This window comes from Shewanella aegiceratis, assembly GCF_019457495.1.
Classification (GTDB): Bacteria; Pseudomonadota; Gammaproteobacteria; order Enterobacterales; family Shewanellaceae; genus Shewanella; species Shewanella loihica.
The window spans coordinates 445,264-462,261 of the sequence record NZ_CP080416.1; the positions used below are offsets into that span (position 1 = coordinate 445,264).

Consider the following 16,998-nt stretch of genomic DNA (forward strand, 5'->3'; position numbering starts at 1 on the left):
TAAGGATCAGCATAATATCCTTGTGGAATGCGGGGGGCATTGATAAAGTTACCTGATTTTTATTTTTCCGACTCCACTGAGACAGGCTGGTTACATGTTCAAGAAGCTGCGTGGCATTTTTTCTAACGATCTTTCGATCGATTTGGGTACGGCTAACACCTTAATTTACGTTCGCGAAGAGGGCATAGTGTTAAATGAGCCTTCGGTTGTTGCAATTCGAGGCGAACGCGGCAGCGGCGGCCAAAAATCGGTTGCCGCCGTGGGAACAGAAGCTAAGCAGATGCTGGGTCGTACGCCGGGCAACATTCAAGCCATTCGTCCAATGAAAGACGGTGTGATCGCCGACTTCTATGTGACCGAGAAGATGCTGCAGCACTTCATCAAACAGGTACACAACAACAGCGTATTCCGCCCAAGCCCACGCGTCTTGGTGTGTGTGCCAGTGGGAGCCACTCAGGTTGAGCGTCGTGCGATTCGTGAATCGGCCATGGGCGCAGGTGCTCGCGAAGTCTATCTGATCGAAGAGCCAATGGCGGCCGCTATCGGTGCCGGTCTGCCTGTGTCGGAAGCAACAGGTTCTATGGTGGTGGATATCGGTGGTGGTACTACCGAGGTGGCCATCATCTCACTAAACGGCGTGGTTTATTCTTCTTCTGTGCGTATCGGTGGCGACAAGTTTGACGATGCCATCATCAACTATGTGCGTCGCAACTATGGCAGCCTGATCGGTGAGGCCACGGCTGAGCGCATCAAGCACACCATAGGCACCGCCTATCCGGGTGACGAAGTGCTGGAGATCGAAGTGCGCGGTCGCAACTTGGCCGAAGGGGTACCACGTAGCTTTACCCTGAACAGCAACGAGATCTTAGAGGCACTGCAAGAGCCACTCTCTGGCATCGTTAGTGCCGTGATGGTTGCACTGGAACAGTCTCCACCAGAACTGGCCTCAGATATCTCTGAGCGCGGCATGGTACTGACTGGCGGTGGCGCGCTGCTGCGTGACCTCGACCGTCTGTTGATGCAAGAGACCGGCATCCCTGTGATGGTGGCCGACGATCCGCTGACCTGTGTGGCCCGTGGTGGTGGTAAGGCATTAGAGATGATCGACATGCATGGCGGTGATCTCTTCTCTGACGAAAACTAATTCGGCTCAAGAAAATAGGCAGCAAGACTCTGGTTACACCCCTGGCGAGGCATAGTAAATGATGGCTCGCCGCCCAGACACCACAAGGTGAATGGGTAAAAAGTGGGTACCGGGTTCGCTGCCTTAAGTGTTTTATGAAACCTATTTTTGCCCGCGGTATTTCGAATCAATTCAGGCTCACATTGGCAATCGTTTTGTCGGTGATCTTACTGGTGGCCAACGATAGGCTGGAACCGGTGCGCCAATCTATCTCCTCTGTGCTCAGCCCGCTTCAATACGTGGCTAACATCCCCGGTGCCATCCTGGATTGGTCCGCCGAGAGTATCGCCACCCGTAACATGCTGGCCAAGCAGAACAAGCAGCTGCTGCGGCAACAACTCCTGATGAGCGAGCGTCTGCAGCGCTTCGAGCACCTGAGACAGGAAAACGATCGTCTGCGCGCCCTGCTGGGCTCTCCGGTACACATGGACTCCAAGAAGATGGTGGCCGAGGTGATGGAAGTGGCCAGCGATCCCTTTCGTCACTATGTGGTGCTCAACCATGGTGCCCGCAGCGGCGTCTTCGTCGGTCAGCCCGTTGTGGACGCCCATGGCGTCGTCGGTCAGGTGGTGGAGATCAGCGAGCTGACCAGCCGGGTGCTGTTGATTTCAGACGTGACCCACGCCATCCCTGTGCGGGTGACCCGTAACGATGTGCGCCTGGTGGCCCAGGGAATTGGCGAGCTCGACGAGCTGGAGCTGCGTCACGTGGCCAAGAGTACAGATCTCAGGGTTGGCGATCTGCTGGTCTCCTCGGGTCTGGGTAAACGCTTTCCCGAAGGCTACCCCGTGGCGCGCATCATGACGGTCGAGCGCGACGATGGCCAGAGCTATGCCACCGTCACGGCCCAGCCTTTGGCGGCACTGGACCGTATCCGTTACCTGCTGTTGATCTGGCCTGACGGCAATCAGAGTGAGCAAGCCGAGCCGGTCGAAGCTGAAGCCGATGCCCAGCCGCAAGCGGAGGAGACGCCATGAGCATGCATATTCCCCACGGTCGTTGGGTGGTCTGGTTAAGCTTCCTCCTGGCCATGTTATTTCAGATCATGCCGCTGCCCGGCCTAGTCGAGGGCTGGCGCCCCGACTGGCTGTTGCTGGTGATGATCTACTGGGCGATGGCGCTGCCGCACCGCTACAACATCCTTTCAGCCTGGGTGCTGGGCGTCTTGCTGGATATCCTGCTGGGGGCCCACCTCGGCATACGTGCGCTCTCTATGTCGCTGGTGATCTATGTGGTGGTACTGCATTTCCAGCGCCTGCGTAACTTCCCCATGTGGCAACAGGCCCTGATGGTGGCCAGCCTGGTGTGCCTGCACCATCTGCTGGTGTTCTGGGTACAGTTTGTGGTGAACGTGGCGAGCTTCGATGTCAGCCTGTTCCTGCCGGCTCTGTCGAGCCTGATCATCTGGCCTTGGGTATTTTGGATGCTGAGACGCATTCGCCGTATTTATAAAGTGAGATAATGATGCAACTGGTATTAGCCTCTTCCTCTCCTCGTCGTCGCGAGCTGCTGGCTCAAGTGGCTCTTGGCGACCCCGAATTTGCTTTCGAGGCGCTATCCGCCGACATCGACGAGAGCCATAGGGCTGGGGAAAGTGCCGAGGCGTTCGCGGTACGTCTGGCGATCGAGAAGGCGCAAGCTGGTCTGGCGCTCTGGGGACAGGCGGGCGCCGTGGTGCTGGGCTCAGATACTATAGTGGTATTGGACGGTGACATCTTAGGTAAGCCTAAGGATGAGCAGGACGCCAGGCAGATGCTTAGCGCCCTGTCGGGCAAGCGTCATAGCGTGATGACCGCGGTGGCGGTTACCGACGGTGAGCGGACTCTGTCTCGATTAGTTGAAACTAAAGTGCAATTTTGCGGCCTAACAGAACAGGCTATCTTGGCCTATATCGCCACCGGCGAGCCCATGGATAAGGCCGGTGCCTATGGCATTCAGGGCTTAGGCGGCTGTTTCGTCGAGGCCATCGACGGCAGTTATTCGGCGGTGGTAGGACTGCCTCTGGTGGAAACCCGGGCCCTTCTGGTCGAGATGCAGCTGTTACCCGTTTAGCGTTTTACCCAATAGATTGAGCCATTTAGGTCTAAGTTGTTCTAAAATTAACGGTCCTTAGGCCGTTAATGCATTAATCATATTTGAGTGAGTAAACATGAGTCACATAGTCAAAAACAGAGTACAGAAGAAGATAGGTTCTGAGTTATTGATCAATGTGACGCCTACCGAGGCGCGGGTGGCGCTGGTGGAATATGGCATCTTGCAAGAGGTGCATATCGAGCGCCGCATGAAGCGTGGCTTGGTGGGCAACATCTACAAGGGTAAGGTCAGCCGGGTATTGCCTGGCATGCAGGCCGCCTTCGTGGATATCGGTCTGGACAAGGCCGCCTTCCTCCATGCCTCAGATATCGTGCCCCATACCGAGTGTGTCGCCGACGTCGAGAAGGGCAACTTCGTGGTACGTGATATCGCCGAGCTAGTGCGCCAGGGTCAGGACATCATGGTACAGGTGGTAAAAGATCCCCTGGGCACCAAGGGCGCGCGCCTCACCACAGATATCACCTTACCCTCGCGTTATCTGGTCTTCATGCCGGGCTCCAGCCACGTGGGCGTATCGCAGCGCATCGAATCCGAAGAGGTGCGTGCTCGTCTCAAGGGACTGACCGAGCCCTTCGTCGACGAAGATGGTGGCTTCATCATTCGTACCGCCGCCGAGAATGCCGGTGAGCAGGAGCTGATTCAAGACGCAGCCTTCCTGCGCCGGGTCTGGGCCAAGGTGTGCGAGCGTCGCAAGCGTCCGGGCGTCTCTCTGCTCTATCAAGATCTCGCCCTGCCTGTGCGTATCGTGCGCGACTTCGTCGGTACCGAGCTGGATCAGATCCAGGTGGATTCCGGCCAGACCTATGAGGAGCTGCTGCAGTTTACCCTGGAGTTTATGCCCGAGATCGCCGACAAGATAGAACACTATTCCGGCCGGGTGCCCATCTTCGATCTCTACGATGTGGAGAACGAGGTGCAGCGCGCCTTGGGACGTAAGGTGGAGCTCAAGTCAGGCGGTTATCTGATCATAGATCAGACCGAGGCCATGACGACTGTGGATATCAACACAGGGGCCTTCGTCGGCCATCGCAACCTGGAAGAGACTATATTCAACACCAACCTGGAGGCGACCCACGCCATCGCTCGCCAATTGCGCCTGCGCAATCTGGGGGGGATCATCATTATCGATTTCATCGACATGTTGAACGAAGACCATAAGAAGCGTGTACTCAGCACCCTGGAGGCGGCGCTGGCCAACGACAGGGTGAAGACCAATGTCAGCGGCTTCTCGGGGCTCGGCCTGGTGGAGATGACCCGTAAGCGTACCCGCGAGAGCCTAGAGCATGTGCTGTGCGGTGAGTGTCCGGCCTGTTTCGGCACAGGTAGCCTGAAGACGGTCGAGACAGTTTCTTACGAGATCTTCCGCGAAATTATCCGCCTCAATCGCGGCTATGATGCCGACGAGTTTCTGGTCTACTGTGCCCCGAGTGTCTACAACAGCCTCACCGGCGAGGAGAGCCATCTGGTGGCTGAACTCGGCGCCTATATCGGCAAGCATGTTCGCCTGCAAAACGAGCCCATGTATGCGCAAAACAAATTCGATGTGGTGATAATGTAGTGTCACGCCCATTCTGTCCCCGCACCTTCGGCCGGCTATGCTGGCAGATGATCGCCATCATAGTGGTGCTCTTTGCCTTGAGCGTCAGCCTGTTCAGAGGCCTGCTACCTAAGCTGGATCAGGTCCGTCAGGAGCTGGTGAGTTATATCTATGAGCAGTATCAGGTCAAGGTCGAGGTCAGCGAGCTCACCGCCGAGTGGCAGGCGTTCGGCCCTGCGGTGACCATCAAGAATCTGGTCTTGCCGGTGCAGGAAAACCTGCCGGTCACCTTCATCATAGACAATGTCCACCTCAAGCTGGATTTCTGGGATAGCCTGGTTTCGGCGTCACCCCAGATAGAGAATGTGATCTTCGAGGGGGTCAAGATTGCCCTGGATCTCGACCGTATCAGTCAAGCCGGTAACGGTCAGCAGAGCAGCGATACCCCAGTGGTGGAGCAGAATACCGATTGGCTCTATGCCCTGATGCTGGAGCAGTTCGATCGCTTCGCCATCACAGATGTGACCATGCAGCTGATCAGCCGCTCTCACAAATACCGACCTATCCATATCAGGGATCTGCGCTGGCGCAACCTGGCGGGTCGCCACAGAGCCGAGGGCGCGCTATTCCTCGACGAGCAGGCCTCTGAGGTTGAGCGTCTCTCTCTCTCCGTCGATATTCGTGGCGATGGCCATAACCCAGAGTCCTTGACCGGTCAGCTCTATCTGGCGGCCAACTCGCTGGATCTCGGTGAGTGGGCGTCGCGCCAGGAAAATCCTTATGCCTCGGGCAAGAAGCTGCCGCTCGAGGGAGTGGTGAACCTGCAGGCCTGGGCAGAGTTTTCTAACCGCGCCTTTACCGCGGCGACGGTCGCCTTCGAGCCGAGCTGGCTACAGTGGCAGCTTAAGGGCGAGCAGCAAAAATTTGAAATTAAGGCTGGCCAGCTTAACTGGCAGCCGCAGGTCTCGGGCTGGCAACTGACCAGCTCAGATCTGGCCTTCGTCACCAATGGTCAGGCTTGGCCGGCGCTGCATATCGGCGCGCGCAAGCGTGACGATATGTTGATGGCTAGTATCAATCAACTGGATGCCGAGGTCTTGTTGCCTCTGTTGCCCCTGGTGCCCGGCATGGATCTCGATGGCCTCTACCTGTGGCAGTCGATGGATCCCAAGGGCAGCATAGAGCAGCTCAAGCTGGGTTACGGCGCGCAGCAGGGCTTTGCCCTGTCGGCGCAGCTCAAGCAGTTTGCCTGGCAAGGCAGCGGTGCCATCCCTGGGGCTGAGCCGATCGACCTTATGCTCGGCATGCAGGGCAGCGACCTCTATCTGTCTGCGCCCGAGCAGCAGTATCACTTGGATTTTAACGGCGGTTTCGAGGAGGCATTGTCCCTCGCGGGTGACGCCTTCACGGTGAAATATGCCCTGGGCGAGGCGGCGCTGATCGCCCCTAAGCTGCATTTCTATAATGCCGACCTGGATCTCGATGCGGCCATGAAGCTGGGCTTTGCCGGTGAGGCCAGCCTCAACCTGCTGGCCGATGTGCAGGTGAAGAACGCCGCGAGGGCCAAGTACTATTTCCCTAAGCATGCCATGTCCGAATCTCTGGTCGATTACCTCAGCGGCGCCATCAAGGCGGGGCAGAGCCAGGACGCCAAGGTGGTGTGGAACGGCCCACTGAAGCATTTCCCCTACGATGACAACAGCGGTGTGTTCCAGGCCGGTTTTTCATTGAATCAGGCCCGCTACAGGTTCCAGCCCGATTGGCCCGAGGTGACCGACCTGAGCCTAAATGCCCTGTTTGAGAACGCGGCTATGGATATCTGGGTGAACAAGGGGATGTTGATGCAGGTGCCGGCCGACGGCGCCCATGTAGCCATCCCGCGCATGAGCCATCAGACGCTGCTGACGGTGAAGGCGGATCTGCGCACTCAGGGCGAGGCCGCGAAACAGGTGCTGCAACGCTCACCCCTGGCCGATACGGTCGGGGCCACGCTAGAGGTGGTGCAGGTGCAGGGTGAGGTTTCGGGCAAGCTGGATCTCAGCATCCCCCTCTATCATGGTGGCAAAGAGGCGATACTGGGACAGGTGAAGTTCGACAATACCCCTGTCTATATCAGCGAGCCGGGGGTACAGCTAGATGGGGTGACCGGCGAGGTCTACTTTGCCAACGAGGTGGTCACCGGCGAGAAGATACAGGCGCGTCTGTTCGAGCAACCCGTGAGTTTCACCTTCGACACAGGCAAGACCAACAAGCACTATGGCCTGAACTTAGATATGCAGGGGCAGTGGGCGCTGGCCTCGCTGCCGGCGATGTTGGACAACCCCCTCAAGGATTACTACAGCGGCGAGCTGGATTGGCAGGGCGCCATGACGCTGATCTTCGATGAACTGGGTTATCGTATTCAGGCTCAGGTGAAGAGTGACATGCAGGGCGTCGAACTGAGCCTGCCGGGCAAGTTTGCCAAGACGGCGGACAGCCAGCGAGCCCTCTCCTTCGAGCTGATCGGTGACAACAAGCAGGCCTCGTTAGGGGCCAAGCTTGGGGATCAGATGGAGTTCTGGGGTGGTTTCGACGAGGAGTCGGGCGACCATCTGGCGCACTTCGATCTGCTGCTGGGACGCCTGTTTAAGCCTGGCGACCAACTCAAGCGTCAGGCCGGTCATCTGCAGCTGGATATGCCTGCTACCGAATTCGCCCCCTGGCTGCCAATCATCAAGGGATTCATGGGCGATGCCGCGCTGGAATCCTCACTGGACCTGGCCATGCGGGAAGCCTTAGCTGAGCAGGCGCCTGAAGCCCCGCTGGTACAGGCAGAAGTCGAGCCTAAGAAGAGCAGCTTCTTCCCGCCGCTGATCGCGGTCGATGGTCAGGTACGCCAGTTGAACCTCTATGGGCAACCGCTGACCGAGCTGAATCTTGAGGCGCATCCCACAGAACATGGTTGGCGCTTCGAGGGCAACGCCAACGAATTTAGCGGCCGGGTGGACTTCTACCCAGACTGGTCGACCCAGGGCTTAAAGCTGGTGGCGAGCCGGTTTAACTTTGCGCCTGAGAGCAAGGAGGGCGAAGCGTCTGAGGTTGCAAGCGATGAGGTGCTCAGCATACTGCCGCCGCTAGCGGTGGATGTGGATCAGTTCAGCGTCTATGGCAAGCCGCTGGGCCACCTGGTGTTGCAGGCAACGCCCAAGAATGGCGACTATCAGATCCAGACTATCGCCATCACGACCCTGGGGATCTCCCTCAAGGGTAAGGGCGCCTGGTCCAACAGTGACGGGCAGAACCTGACCGAGTTTCAGGTGGATCTCAAGGCCAAGCAGTTCGATGAGGTCTCGGAGCGTCTGGGCATAGACCCAGGTCTCAAGGAGGCACCGCTGGATCTGCAGGCCGAGCTGTCCTGGCAGGGGGCGCCCTATGCCTTCTCGCTGGAGACCCTCAACGGCCAGATCAGTTACCAGCTGGGTAAGGGACACCTGTCTGAGGTGAGTGACAAGGGGGCGCGCATCTTCTCTTTGTTCAGCCTGGATTCCTTGCTGCGTAAGCTGTCGCTGGATTTCTCTGACGTCTTCGGCAAGGGACTCTACTTTAATGCCTTTACCGGCACCCTTAAGCTGGATAACGGCGTGGTCAAGACCACAGATTCCGAGATGGATGCGGTGGCCGGTAACATGAGGGTGCGGGGCTATACCGACCTCACCACCGAGAGCCTGAACTACGACATACGCTTCGTGCCGCAACTGGCCTCCAGCGTGCCCACCGTGGTGCTGCTCAGTACCGGCGGTTGGACCCTGGGTCTGGGCGCCTTCGCCCTGACCAAAGTATTGGAGCCGGTGATCGAGGTGATCTCCGAGATCCGCTTCAGGCTGACGGGCACCATGTCTGAGCCTAAGCTGGAGGAGCTGGAGCGTAAGAGCAAGGAGATAGAGATCCCCGAGTCTGTCTTGCCGCGTCAACAAGCGCCTGGCGCAGAAGCTAAGCCCGAAAATAAACAGTCCGAGAGCGATCTGCCAGAAAGCAAACAGCCTGCGAGCGAACAACCAGCGCAACTAAAACAAGAGCAGCAAGAACAGAATCCGGCGCAGTCTGGGGCAGACGCTCTGCCAGCAGCGGCGACGGGTGAGCAGGTGATGCCATCGGACGTGGAGATCCCTAAGCCGGCGGTCGTCGCCATGCCAGAATTTAAGGAGACGCCCACCGGGCAGCAGGCGCCAGTGGAGCAAAAAACTGAGACGCCGCAACAGCGAGAGTCACAGGAAAAGCCAGTGAACAAGGAGTCAAGCGATGCAGGTCAGCCTATTACAATGTCAGAGTGGTCGCGACGTCGAGGAGAACCTCAGCTTTATTCGCGAGCAGCTTGATCTCCTAGTCGGTGGCGAGCGCCCCCATCTGGTGGTGCTGCCCGAGTGCTGCCTGCTGTTTGGTGGCCATGAGCGTCAACAGCTGGCCTACGCCGGCAATGATGCCGACAGCGACCTCAAGCAGACCCTGGCCGCGCTGGCGAAACAATATGGTATCTATCTGGTGGCGGGCACCATTCCTATCCTGGCCGATGAGGGGCGGGTGTTTAGCCGCAGCTACCTGTTTAACGATAGCGGCGAGGCCCTAGGGCACTACGACAAGCTGCACTTGTTCGACGTGGATGTGGACGACGGCACTAAGTCTTACCGGGAGAGCGACACCTTTTGCCCCGGTGAGGGGGTAACCGTCGTCGATACGCCTTTCGGTAAGGTCGGGATGGCGATATGCTATGACCTTAGGTTTGCCGATCTATTTCGCGCCATGCGCCTGCAGGGGGCGGAGATCATCGTCCTGCCGGCGGCCTTTACCCGTGTGACCGGGCGGGCGCACTGGCTGCCCCTGCTACAGGCGAGGGCAATTGAGACCCAGTGTTTCCTGTTGGCGGCGGCCCAGTGGGGCGAGCACAACCAGGGTAAACGTGAAACCTGGGGACACACCTGTGTCATCTCTCCTTGGGGAGATGTGCAGGCGATTAAGCCGGAAGGCTGTGGCTGGTTGTCGGCAGAGATAGACCTTAAGGCCACAGAGGGGATACGCCGCAACATCCCTGTGGTCGCCCATAATCGTTTCGAGCCACCCAAATTAAAGAGATTATAAAATCGCGCCTTCCAAGCGCCATAGAGAGAAAATTAATGCCATTTTTAACCCAAGTAGAACAGAGCCTCTTGCAAGACGGATTGTCACTGGATCAGTTGCAAGGCTATATCAATAGCATTCATCAGCATCAGGTGGACTTTTCCGATCTCTATTTTCAGGGCAGTCGCCACGAGTCTTGGGTGTTAGAAGATGGCATAGTCAAAGAGGGCAGCTTCCATATCGAGCGCGGTGTGGGCGTGCGTGCCATCAGCGGCGAGAAGACGGGCTTCGCCTATGCCGACGAGATCACCCCTGCGGCGCTGAGCGCGGCGGTCGAGGCGGCTCGCGGCATCTCTGCGGTGGGCAATAGCGGCCACGTTCAGGCCTGGAAACAGCAGAAGGTGACGCCTCTGTATCAGAGCGCCGACCCTATCGCCGCCATGGAAGAGGTCAAGAAGATAGCGCTGCTCAAACAGGCCGACGCCTATGTGCGCAGCCTGGACCCGCGCATCATACAGGTGGTGATCAGCCTGTCGGGCGTGCATGAAGAGATCTTAGTCGCGGCCAGCGACGGCACCCTGGCGGCAGATATTCGTCCCCTGGTACGTTTCAACTGTAGCGTGGTGCTGGAGCAGGAAGGCAAGCGTGAGCGCGGCGCCAGCGGTGGCGGTGGACGCCACGATTATCAAGTGTTTTTCGAGTCGGGCGACGATGGTCTGCCTAGCTGTTTCGCCTTTGCCCGCGAAGCAGTGCGTCAGGCCTCGGTTAATTTGACCGCCATCGATGCGCCTGCCGGTGAGATGCCTGTGGTACTGGGCGCGGGTTGGCCCGGCGTCCTGCTGCATGAGGCCGTGGGTCATGGCCTGGAAGGCGACTTCAATCGTAAGGGTAGCAGCGCCTTTAGCGGCCTGGTGGGCCAACAGGTGGCTTCTAGCCTAGTGACTGTAGTGGACGATGGCACCCTGGAGAATCGACGCGGCTCGCTCAGCATAGACGATGAAGGGGTTCCGACCCAGAAGACTGTGCTTATTCAGGACGGCATCCTCAAGGGCTATATGCAAGACAAGCTCAACGGCCGTCTGATGGGCCAGGCCTCAACCGGTAACGGTCGCCGCGAGTCTTATGCCCATCTGCCGATGCCGCGTATGACCAACACCTATATGGAAGCCGGCGACAGCTCGCCTGAAGATATCATCAAGTCGGTGGACAAGGGGATCTATGCGCCTAACTTCGGTGGCGGTCAGGTCGATATCACCTCGGGCAAGTTTGTGTTCTCGGCGTCTGAAGCCTATCTCATCGAGAGGGGTGAGATCACCCAGGCGATCAAGGGCGCGACCCTGATAGGTAATGGTCCCGAGGCCATGGGGCAGATCTCCATGGTGGGGAACGATCTGGCGCTCGACAAGGGTGTCGGTGTCTGTGGCAAAGATGGTCAAAGTGTGCCCGTGGGTGTGGGCCAGCCTAGTCTGAAACTCGACCGCTTGACGGTAGGCGGCACGGCGTAATTCAGCCGTGGGCCTCGCCTCTGGCTGAGCCGCTAGAGGCAAGTACCGCCCTGCCGGAGTGGTTGCAGGGTGGTGCAAGAGAGAGTTTAGGAAAGGCTGTCGACAGCTTGTGAAGCGGCTTGCCAACAAGGCCAGCTTCTCAACGCCCCCATAGGGTGTTAACATTTGCCAAGGAAATAGAGTTTTAGCTCTAGAGGTGTCGATGAGATATTCACATATTGTTTGGCTGTCGCTGTTAGCCCTGGCGGGTAATGCCGCCCAGGCGAAGGAGCTCGGCTTCGGCGATGCCTGGCAGCAGCTGTTGCAGGTCAGCGACAAGTTACAGGCCAGCCAGCAGGAGGTTAACCGTGCCCAGGCCGAGCAGGCCGCCGGGGAAGACCTCAACCTGCCTTCGCTGTCGATCAACGGCAGCTACACACGTTTAGAGAAACCCCTGGAGCTTGATCTGAGGGATCTCAACCCCTTAGCCAGTCTCGACCCCGCCAGCTTGCCACCGGCACTCGGCGGTGCCCTGGGCGCCATTCCGGGGTCGCTGTTTGTCACCCCTTTTACCGAGCAAGATGTCTTCCGCTCCAGCCTGCAGGCGATGTGGCCCATCTATACCGGCGGCCGGATCAGCGCCGCCCAGGGGATCCATGAGGCCCAGGTGGCCGAGAAGGAGCAGCAGCATCAGCTGTCTACCCGGGATCTCTTCGTCCAGCTGGTGGACAGATACTATGGCGTGGCGGTGAGCCATGCCCTGATGGCGACCCGAGGTCAGCTGGTGGATGCCCTCACCGAGCATGCCGAGCATGCGGTCAAGCTTGAGCAGCAGGGACAGATCGCCAAGGTTGAGCGACTCAACGCCCAGGTGGCCCTGGAAAATGCCCGGGTGGATTATGCCAGCGCCAAGCGTCAGCTGGAGATGAGCCAGATCGCCCTTTCACGCATGCTGCATCAGAGTGATGTCGATACCGCCTCAAAGCTGTTCCTCCTCGATAACCCGCCCTCCCTCGGCCAACTCAGTCAGCTGACCCTGACTAGTCATCCGGCGCTCAAGCTGCTTGAGGCCAAGGAGACCCAGGCCAACGGCCTTATCGATGTGGAGAAGGGCAGTTATTATCCTACAGTCTTTCTCTACGGTAACTACACACTGTATGAAGACGACAGTCTGCTGGCCAAGATGGAGCCCGACTGGATGGTTGGCGTCGGGGTGAAGATCCCGCTTATCAGCCGCGATGGTCGTAGCGGCAAGGTCGAGGCCGCCCGCAGCGCCCTGTTGCAGGCGCGCTACACCAAGGCGCAGACCCAGCAGGATCTTAGCCTGCTGCTGGATCAGAGCTATCGCCAACTGCAGCAGGCCAGAGAGGAGACTGAGTCCCTCGACCTGTCGCTGTCGCTTGCCAAAGAAAACAAACGCCTAAGGGATCTCGCCTTCAGCCAGGGGCTGTCGACCTCTATCGAAAAGGTGGACGCCGAGCTTAAGCTGAGCGGCGTGCAGACCCAGCAGCTGGCGGCCCAGTACCGCTACGTACAGGCCTACGCCAGATTGATGGCCATCAGTGGCCAGTTAGATGAATTTATCGGTCGTTCACGCACCGCCCAGGAGAGAGCTGATGCGCACTAACAGAATCCTAGCTATTGTCGCCCTAATCGCCTTGGTGGCCATCCTGGCCTACGGCCTGATGCTGGCTCATACGCCCAAGGCCGAGCGACTGCAGGGGCAGATCGAGGCTAGAGAGTACAACATCTCCTCCAAGGTGCCTGGGCGTGTGGCGCAGGTCATGGTGCGTCGCGGCGACCAGGTGGCCGAAGGCGATCTCCTGTTTGCCATCGACAGCCCAGAGCTCAATGCCAAGCTGATGCAGGCCCAAGGGGGCCGCGACGCCGCCAAGGCGTTGCAACAGGAGGCGGATAACGGCGCCCGTAAGCAGCAGGTAGCGGCATCTAAGGAGCAATGGTTAAAGGCGAAGGCGGCGGAAACCCTGGCCGAGACCACCTACAAGCGGGTAGAAGCCCTGTTTAGCGAAGGTGTGTTGGCCCGTCAGAAACGCGACGAGGCATTTACCCAGTGGCAGGCGGCCAAGTACACCCAGCAGGCGGCCTATGCCATGTATCAGATGGCCGAAGAGGGCGCCCGTGAAGAGACCAAGGCCGCGGCTGAGGGTAATGCCCGCATGGCCGAGGGGGCGGTGAAAGAGGTCAGCGCCATTTTGGCCGACAGCCAGATGCGCTCGCCCAAGTCCGGCGAGGTCAGCGAGGTGCTGCTGCGCCCAGGTGAGCTGGCACCAAGCGGCTTCCCTGTGGTGAGCGTTATCGACATGCAGGATGCTTGGGCCGTGTTTCAGGTGCGTGAAGATCAGCTTAAGGGCTTTAAAGTGGGCGATACCCTGGAGGTGGAGATCCCGGCGCTCGGCGAGCGTTATCCTTTCAAGGTGGCGCACATCAGCGTCATGGGCCATTTCGCCACCTGGCGCTCCACCGAGAGTGGCCACGACTTCGATATGCGCACCTTCGAGATGGAGCTCAGACCCGTGTCGCCCATCGCCGACCTGAGGGTGGGCATGACCAGTTTGCTGGTACAGTAGGCCTTGGCGTCCATGGGGCACCTCATCACGCGGGAACTCAGGCGGCTGTGGCAGTCGCCCTGGCAGCTCGCCCTGGTCAGCTATCTGCCCTTGCTGGGTACGCTCGCCCTCTGGTGGCTGTTTAGTGCAGGGCTGCCTCGCGCCCTGCCTGTTGCCGTGGTGGATCAGGATCAGAGTCAACTGAGTCGCATGCTGGTGCGTCAGCTGAGTGCCAACTCGGTGATCAGCCCTGTGAGCTATCAGAATATCGGTCAGGCACAGGCCGCCATGGAGAGGGCCGAGGCCTATGCCATAGTGGTGCTCCCCTTCAAGCTGAATCAGGACCTGATGATAGGGCATCAGCCCAGTATCGATATTCGCTACAACGCCCAGTTTCTGCTGGTGGGCAAGCTGCTCTCCAGCCAGATCCAGCTCAGCCTGGCCGATGGCCTCAAACAGAAGGCGCGGCTGAAGCAGCTGGCATCTGGCGTGCCGCCGGTGCAGGCGGAGATTAACCTGAATCTGATAAAGACTCAGAGCAGTGCGCTCTATAACGCCAACAACAACTATGTGGCCTTCCTTGTGCCGCCGATATTGATCGCCCTGGTGCAGATAGTGGCCATGTTGGTGTTTGCCAATGCCCTTACCGAGGAGCTGAGGCGCGAGACCCTTGCCGAGTGGTTTAGCCTGGGGACCTACCGGGTGCTGCTGAGTAAGGTGTTGGTCTATACCCCACTGCTGATGTTGCAGCTGGGGCTTGTCTACGCCTGGCTCTATGGCTATCTGGGATTGCCGATGCGCGGCGGTCTGGGTCAGTTGCTCATCGCCCAGTTGGTGATGCTCCTGGCGGTGTGGTTGATCGTGCTGACCATCTTCGCCCTGCTGCAAGACTCGGCCCGGGTGATCAGCTTCTGCACCGCCTTGTTTGCGCCCTCATTCGCCTTCATGGGGGTGACCTTCCCCACCCACGAGATGCCGCTTCTGGCACAGTGGTGGCGACAGATCATGCCCTCGAGCCACTATGTCGATACCCATATCGGCGTCATCGCCTATGGTCAGGAGATTCAGGCATTATTCTCACAGCTGTCGAGCTATTGGGGCTTCCTGTTGTTGCTGCCTGTGATCGCCTTGATGCTGGCTAAGATGCGCCGGGAACAGATTGGCGAGCAGCTGGACCAGGCGCAGATAACGGAGGGGTAGGGATGAACTTTTTTGCCCTGATGTTTGAAGAGCTTAAGGCTATCGTTACCGACAAGGCGATCGCCATCACCCTGTTTGGCGGGGTGATCTTCTATTCGGTACTCTATCCTTTGCCTTACCTCAACGAGGTGCCGACCCGGCAGCAGATAGTGGTGGTCGATGGCGATCACTCCAGCCTGAGTCGCCTGGTGATCCGCCATGCCCAGGCCAGCCCTAAGCTGGAGGTAGTGGCTCAGGTGGCCGACCTGACCCAGGCCCAGGCCGCCGTTAACTCAGGGCAGGCCCATGGCTATCTGGTGATCCCCGAGGGGTTTCGCCGGGATCTGCTGCGCCAGCATGGCGTCACCCTGGCCTATGGCGGCGATGCCAACTATTTTCTGGTCTACTCAGCAATCCTCGAGGGGCTGGTGTCTGTGGGGATAGATGCGGGTAAATATATTCAGTTCCAGGGCCTGCTGGCCAGAGGCGAGGCGGCCAAGCAGGTTCAGCGCGAGCTCGATCCGATTCATCTCAACAGCGTGCCAGCCTTCAATCCCAGCCTGGGTTATACCTCCTACGTGGTGCCCGGTGTGCTCCTGTTAGTGCTGCATCAGACCCTGCTGATAGGCACCGGCATCCTGGGCGCCGGCCAGTGGCGGCGTCAGGGGTATTGGCGCAGCGTGGGACTCGGGCAGCTGCTGAGTGCCAGGGTAGCCACCTTCGGCCTTATCTATAGCCTGTTTACCGCCTACTACATAGGCTACTGCCACTACTGGTATCAGGTGGGCGTGCAGGGCAACCTGGGGCAGGTCTGTCTGTTTCTACTGCCCTTCTTGCTGGCCACTAGCCTGTCCGGTATCGCCTTTAGCAGCCTGTTTGTGCGCCGGGATCTACCGACCCAGGTGCTACTGCTGATCTCCATGCCTATCCTGTTTGTGTCGGGCTTCGTCTGGCCGGTGGAGCTGATCCCCGCGCCGCTGCAGGCCGTGTCTCAGCTGATCCCTGGTGTGGTGACCATCAAGGGGATGTTAAAGCTTAATCAGATGGGGGCGGACTGGCAGAGCGTCGCGCCGCTATGGTGGCAGCTGTGGGGCCTGGTGCTCTTCTATCTGCTGCTGGCCTATCTCGGGCTGCGACTCAGACTCGAGACAAGAAAAAGCCCGCACTAGTGGCGGGCTGTTTCATCTTTCGTTTCTGGCTGGTGGCTATTCGCCGGTCTCGGCGCGCAAGTACTTCACCAGCTCGGCGGCTGACTTAGAGGCCGTCTCAGGCTGTTTAGCCAGCTCCTTGTTGGCCTGTCTCACCAGCTGACGCAGCTTCTGGCGCTCAAGGCCGGGATGCTGCTCGAGCAGAGTCTGAATCGCCTCATCACCACCTGTCAGCAGATGATCTTTCTGCTTCTCGGCGACGTTCTGCTTAGAGCTTTCGTTGCGGTTCTGGTTAAGTACGTTCTTCAGGTTTTCCTGCAGCTCGTCGATATCGACGCTGCGCATCAGTTTACCCACATAGTGCAGCTGACGACGGTGGGCCTCGCTGTTGATACGGATAGTCTTGGCCTTCAAGATGTTGTCGTGTAGCAGCTCATCCAGCTCAAGCTTCTTCAGCTGACTCTTGCTGAGGGAGACCAGTTTCTTACCTAGCTCTTGGTAAATGGCAATTTCGCGCTTTATATCGGCTCTACTGACGTAATCATCGTCATGATCGAAGGGCTGTTTAAAGTGTTCTGAGTCGCCAACAATATTCATCATTAAAAAATCTCTGGGGTCCAAGCCATAACTCCCCTAATCATAACATTTCCGGCCAATATCGCCTACGAAACGACTCAGTTATTTAATGTGAAAGCCCGACGGGTTTGCTATGCTA

Annotated in this window: 13 protein-coding genes; 12 read left to right on the plus strand and 1 reads right to left on the minus strand. The window is 58.5% G+C overall.

What is annotated here, in order from left to right; genetic code table 11:
• Positions 1–94 precede the first annotated feature (94 nt).
• The 12 genes from K0H80_RS02040 to K0H80_RS02095 all read left to right on the plus strand — a co-directional run bounded on the left by K0H80_RS02040 (position 95) and on the right by K0H80_RS02095 (position 16,304).
• Complete coding sequence (locus K0H80_RS02040) at positions 95–1,144, plus strand: rod shape-determining protein (protein ID WP_011864209.1); 1,050 nt, start codon at positions 95–97, stop codon at positions 1,142–1,144.
• A gap of 134 nt (positions 1,145–1,278) precedes the next feature.
• A complete protein-coding gene (gene mreC / locus K0H80_RS02045) occupies positions 1,279–2,160 on the plus strand; it encodes a rod shape-determining protein MreC (protein ID WP_220059723.1) in 882 nt (293 codons plus the stop codon).
• A complete protein-coding gene (gene mreD / locus K0H80_RS02050) occupies positions 2,157–2,645 on the plus strand; it encodes a rod shape-determining protein MreD (protein WP_011864211.1) in 489 nt (162 codons plus the stop codon). Before mreC ends, mreD begins: the two co-directional genes overlap by 4 nt.
• A gap of 2 nt (positions 2,646–2,647) precedes the next feature.
• On the plus strand, positions 2,648–3,235 hold the full coding sequence (locus K0H80_RS02055) for a Maf family protein (RefSeq protein WP_286670256.1): 588 nt from the start codon (positions 2,648–2,650) through the stop codon (positions 3,233–3,235).
• Positions 3,236–3,332: 97 nt separating this feature from the next.
• The gene (gene rng / locus K0H80_RS02060; RefSeq protein WP_220072912.1) at positions 3,333–4,835 is read left to right on the plus strand and encodes a ribonuclease G; all 1,503 of its coding nucleotides are present in this window, start codon (positions 3,333–3,335) and stop codon (positions 4,833–4,835) included.
• Positions 4,835–9,169 (plus strand): YhdP family protein, encoded by a 4,335-nt coding sequence (locus tag K0H80_RS02065; RefSeq protein WP_220072913.1) that lies wholly within the window; start codon positions 4,835–4,837, stop codon positions 9,167–9,169. The genes rng and K0H80_RS02065 overlap by 1 nt, the downstream gene beginning before the upstream one ends.
• Positions 9,093–9,926 carry a carbon-nitrogen hydrolase family protein gene (locus K0H80_RS02070; RefSeq protein WP_220072914.1) on the plus strand — a complete coding sequence of 278 codons (834 nt, stop codon included), beginning with the start codon at positions 9,093–9,095 and terminating at the stop codon, positions 9,924–9,926. Before K0H80_RS02065 ends, K0H80_RS02070 begins: the two co-directional genes overlap by 77 nt.
• Before the next feature lie 35 nt (positions 9,927–9,961).
• On the plus strand, positions 9,962–11,410 hold the full coding sequence (gene tldD / locus K0H80_RS02075; protein ID WP_220072915.1) for a metalloprotease TldD: 1,449 nt from the start codon (positions 9,962–9,964) through the stop codon (positions 11,408–11,410).
• Between the two features lie 202 nt (positions 11,411–11,612).
• Positions 11,613–13,016: a TolC family protein gene (locus K0H80_RS02080; RefSeq protein ID WP_220072916.1), complete on the plus strand. Its 1,404-nt coding sequence runs from the start codon at positions 11,613–11,615 to the stop codon at positions 13,014–13,016.
• Entirely contained in the window at positions 13,006–13,977 is a 972-nt protein-coding gene (locus K0H80_RS02085; RefSeq protein WP_220072917.1) for an HlyD family secretion protein, read from the plus strand. Before K0H80_RS02080 ends, K0H80_RS02085 begins: the two co-directional genes overlap by 11 nt.
• Positions 13,978–13,989: 12 nt before the next feature.
• Positions 13,990–15,156, plus strand: a complete 1,167-nt coding sequence (locus K0H80_RS02090; RefSeq protein ID WP_220072918.1) for an ABC transporter permease — start codon at positions 13,990–13,992, stop codon at positions 15,154–15,156.
• 2 nt (positions 15,157–15,158) lie between these two features.
• On the plus strand, positions 15,159–16,304 hold the full coding sequence (locus K0H80_RS02095; RefSeq protein WP_220072919.1) for an ABC transporter permease: 1,146 nt from the start codon (positions 15,159–15,161) through the stop codon (positions 16,302–16,304).
• Between the two features lie 36 nt (positions 16,305–16,340).
• Here the strand turns inward: K0H80_RS02095 and yjgA are convergent, their stop codons facing one another.
• Positions 16,341–16,880 carry a ribosome biogenesis factor YjgA gene (yjgA, locus tag K0H80_RS02100; RefSeq protein WP_041406308.1) on the minus strand — a complete coding sequence of 180 codons (540 nt, stop codon included), beginning with the start codon at positions 16,878–16,880 and terminating at the stop codon, positions 16,341–16,343.
• Positions 16,881–16,998 lie beyond the last annotated feature (118 nt).

Bases quoted from the DNA above. Each gene is read 5' to 3' on its own strand.
- K0H80_RS02040 (WP_011864209.1), top strand. From the start codon at position 95: ATGTTCAAGAAGCTGCGTGGCATTTTTTCTAACGATCTTTCGATCGAT.
- mreC (WP_220059723.1), top strand. From the start codon at position 1,279: ATGAAACCTATTTTTGCCCGCGGTATTTCGAATCAATTCAGGCTCACA.
- mreD (WP_011864211.1), top strand. From the start codon at position 2,157: ATGAGCATGCATATTCCCCACGGTCGTTGGGTGGTCTGGTTAAGCTTC.
- K0H80_RS02055 (WP_286670256.1), top strand. From the start codon at position 2,648: ATGCAACTGGTATTAGCCTCTTCCTCTCCTCGTCGTCGCGAGCTGCTG.
- rng (WP_220072912.1), top strand. From the start codon at position 3,333: ATGAGTCACATAGTCAAAAACAGAGTACAGAAGAAGATAGGTTCTGAG.
- K0H80_RS02070 (WP_220072914.1), top strand. From the start codon at position 9,093: ATGCAGGTCAGCCTATTACAATGTCAGAGTGGTCGCGACGTCGAGGAG.
- tldD (WP_220072915.1), top strand. From the start codon at position 9,962: ATGCCATTTTTAACCCAAGTAGAACAGAGCCTCTTGCAAGACGGATTG.
- K0H80_RS02080 (WP_220072916.1), top strand. From the start codon at position 11,613: ATGAGATATTCACATATTGTTTGGCTGTCGCTGTTAGCCCTGGCGGGT.
- K0H80_RS02085 (WP_220072917.1), top strand. From the start codon at position 13,006: ATGCGCACTAACAGAATCCTAGCTATTGTCGCCCTAATCGCCTTGGTG.
- K0H80_RS02090 (WP_220072918.1), top strand. From the start codon at position 13,990: ATGGGGCACCTCATCACGCGGGAACTCAGGCGGCTGTGGCAGTCGCCC.
- K0H80_RS02095 (WP_220072919.1), top strand. From the start codon at position 15,159: ATGAACTTTTTTGCCCTGATGTTTGAAGAGCTTAAGGCTATCGTTACC.
- yjgA (WP_041406308.1), bottom strand. From the start codon at position 16,880: ATGAATATTGTTGGCGACTCAGAACACTTTAAACAGCCCTTCGATCAT.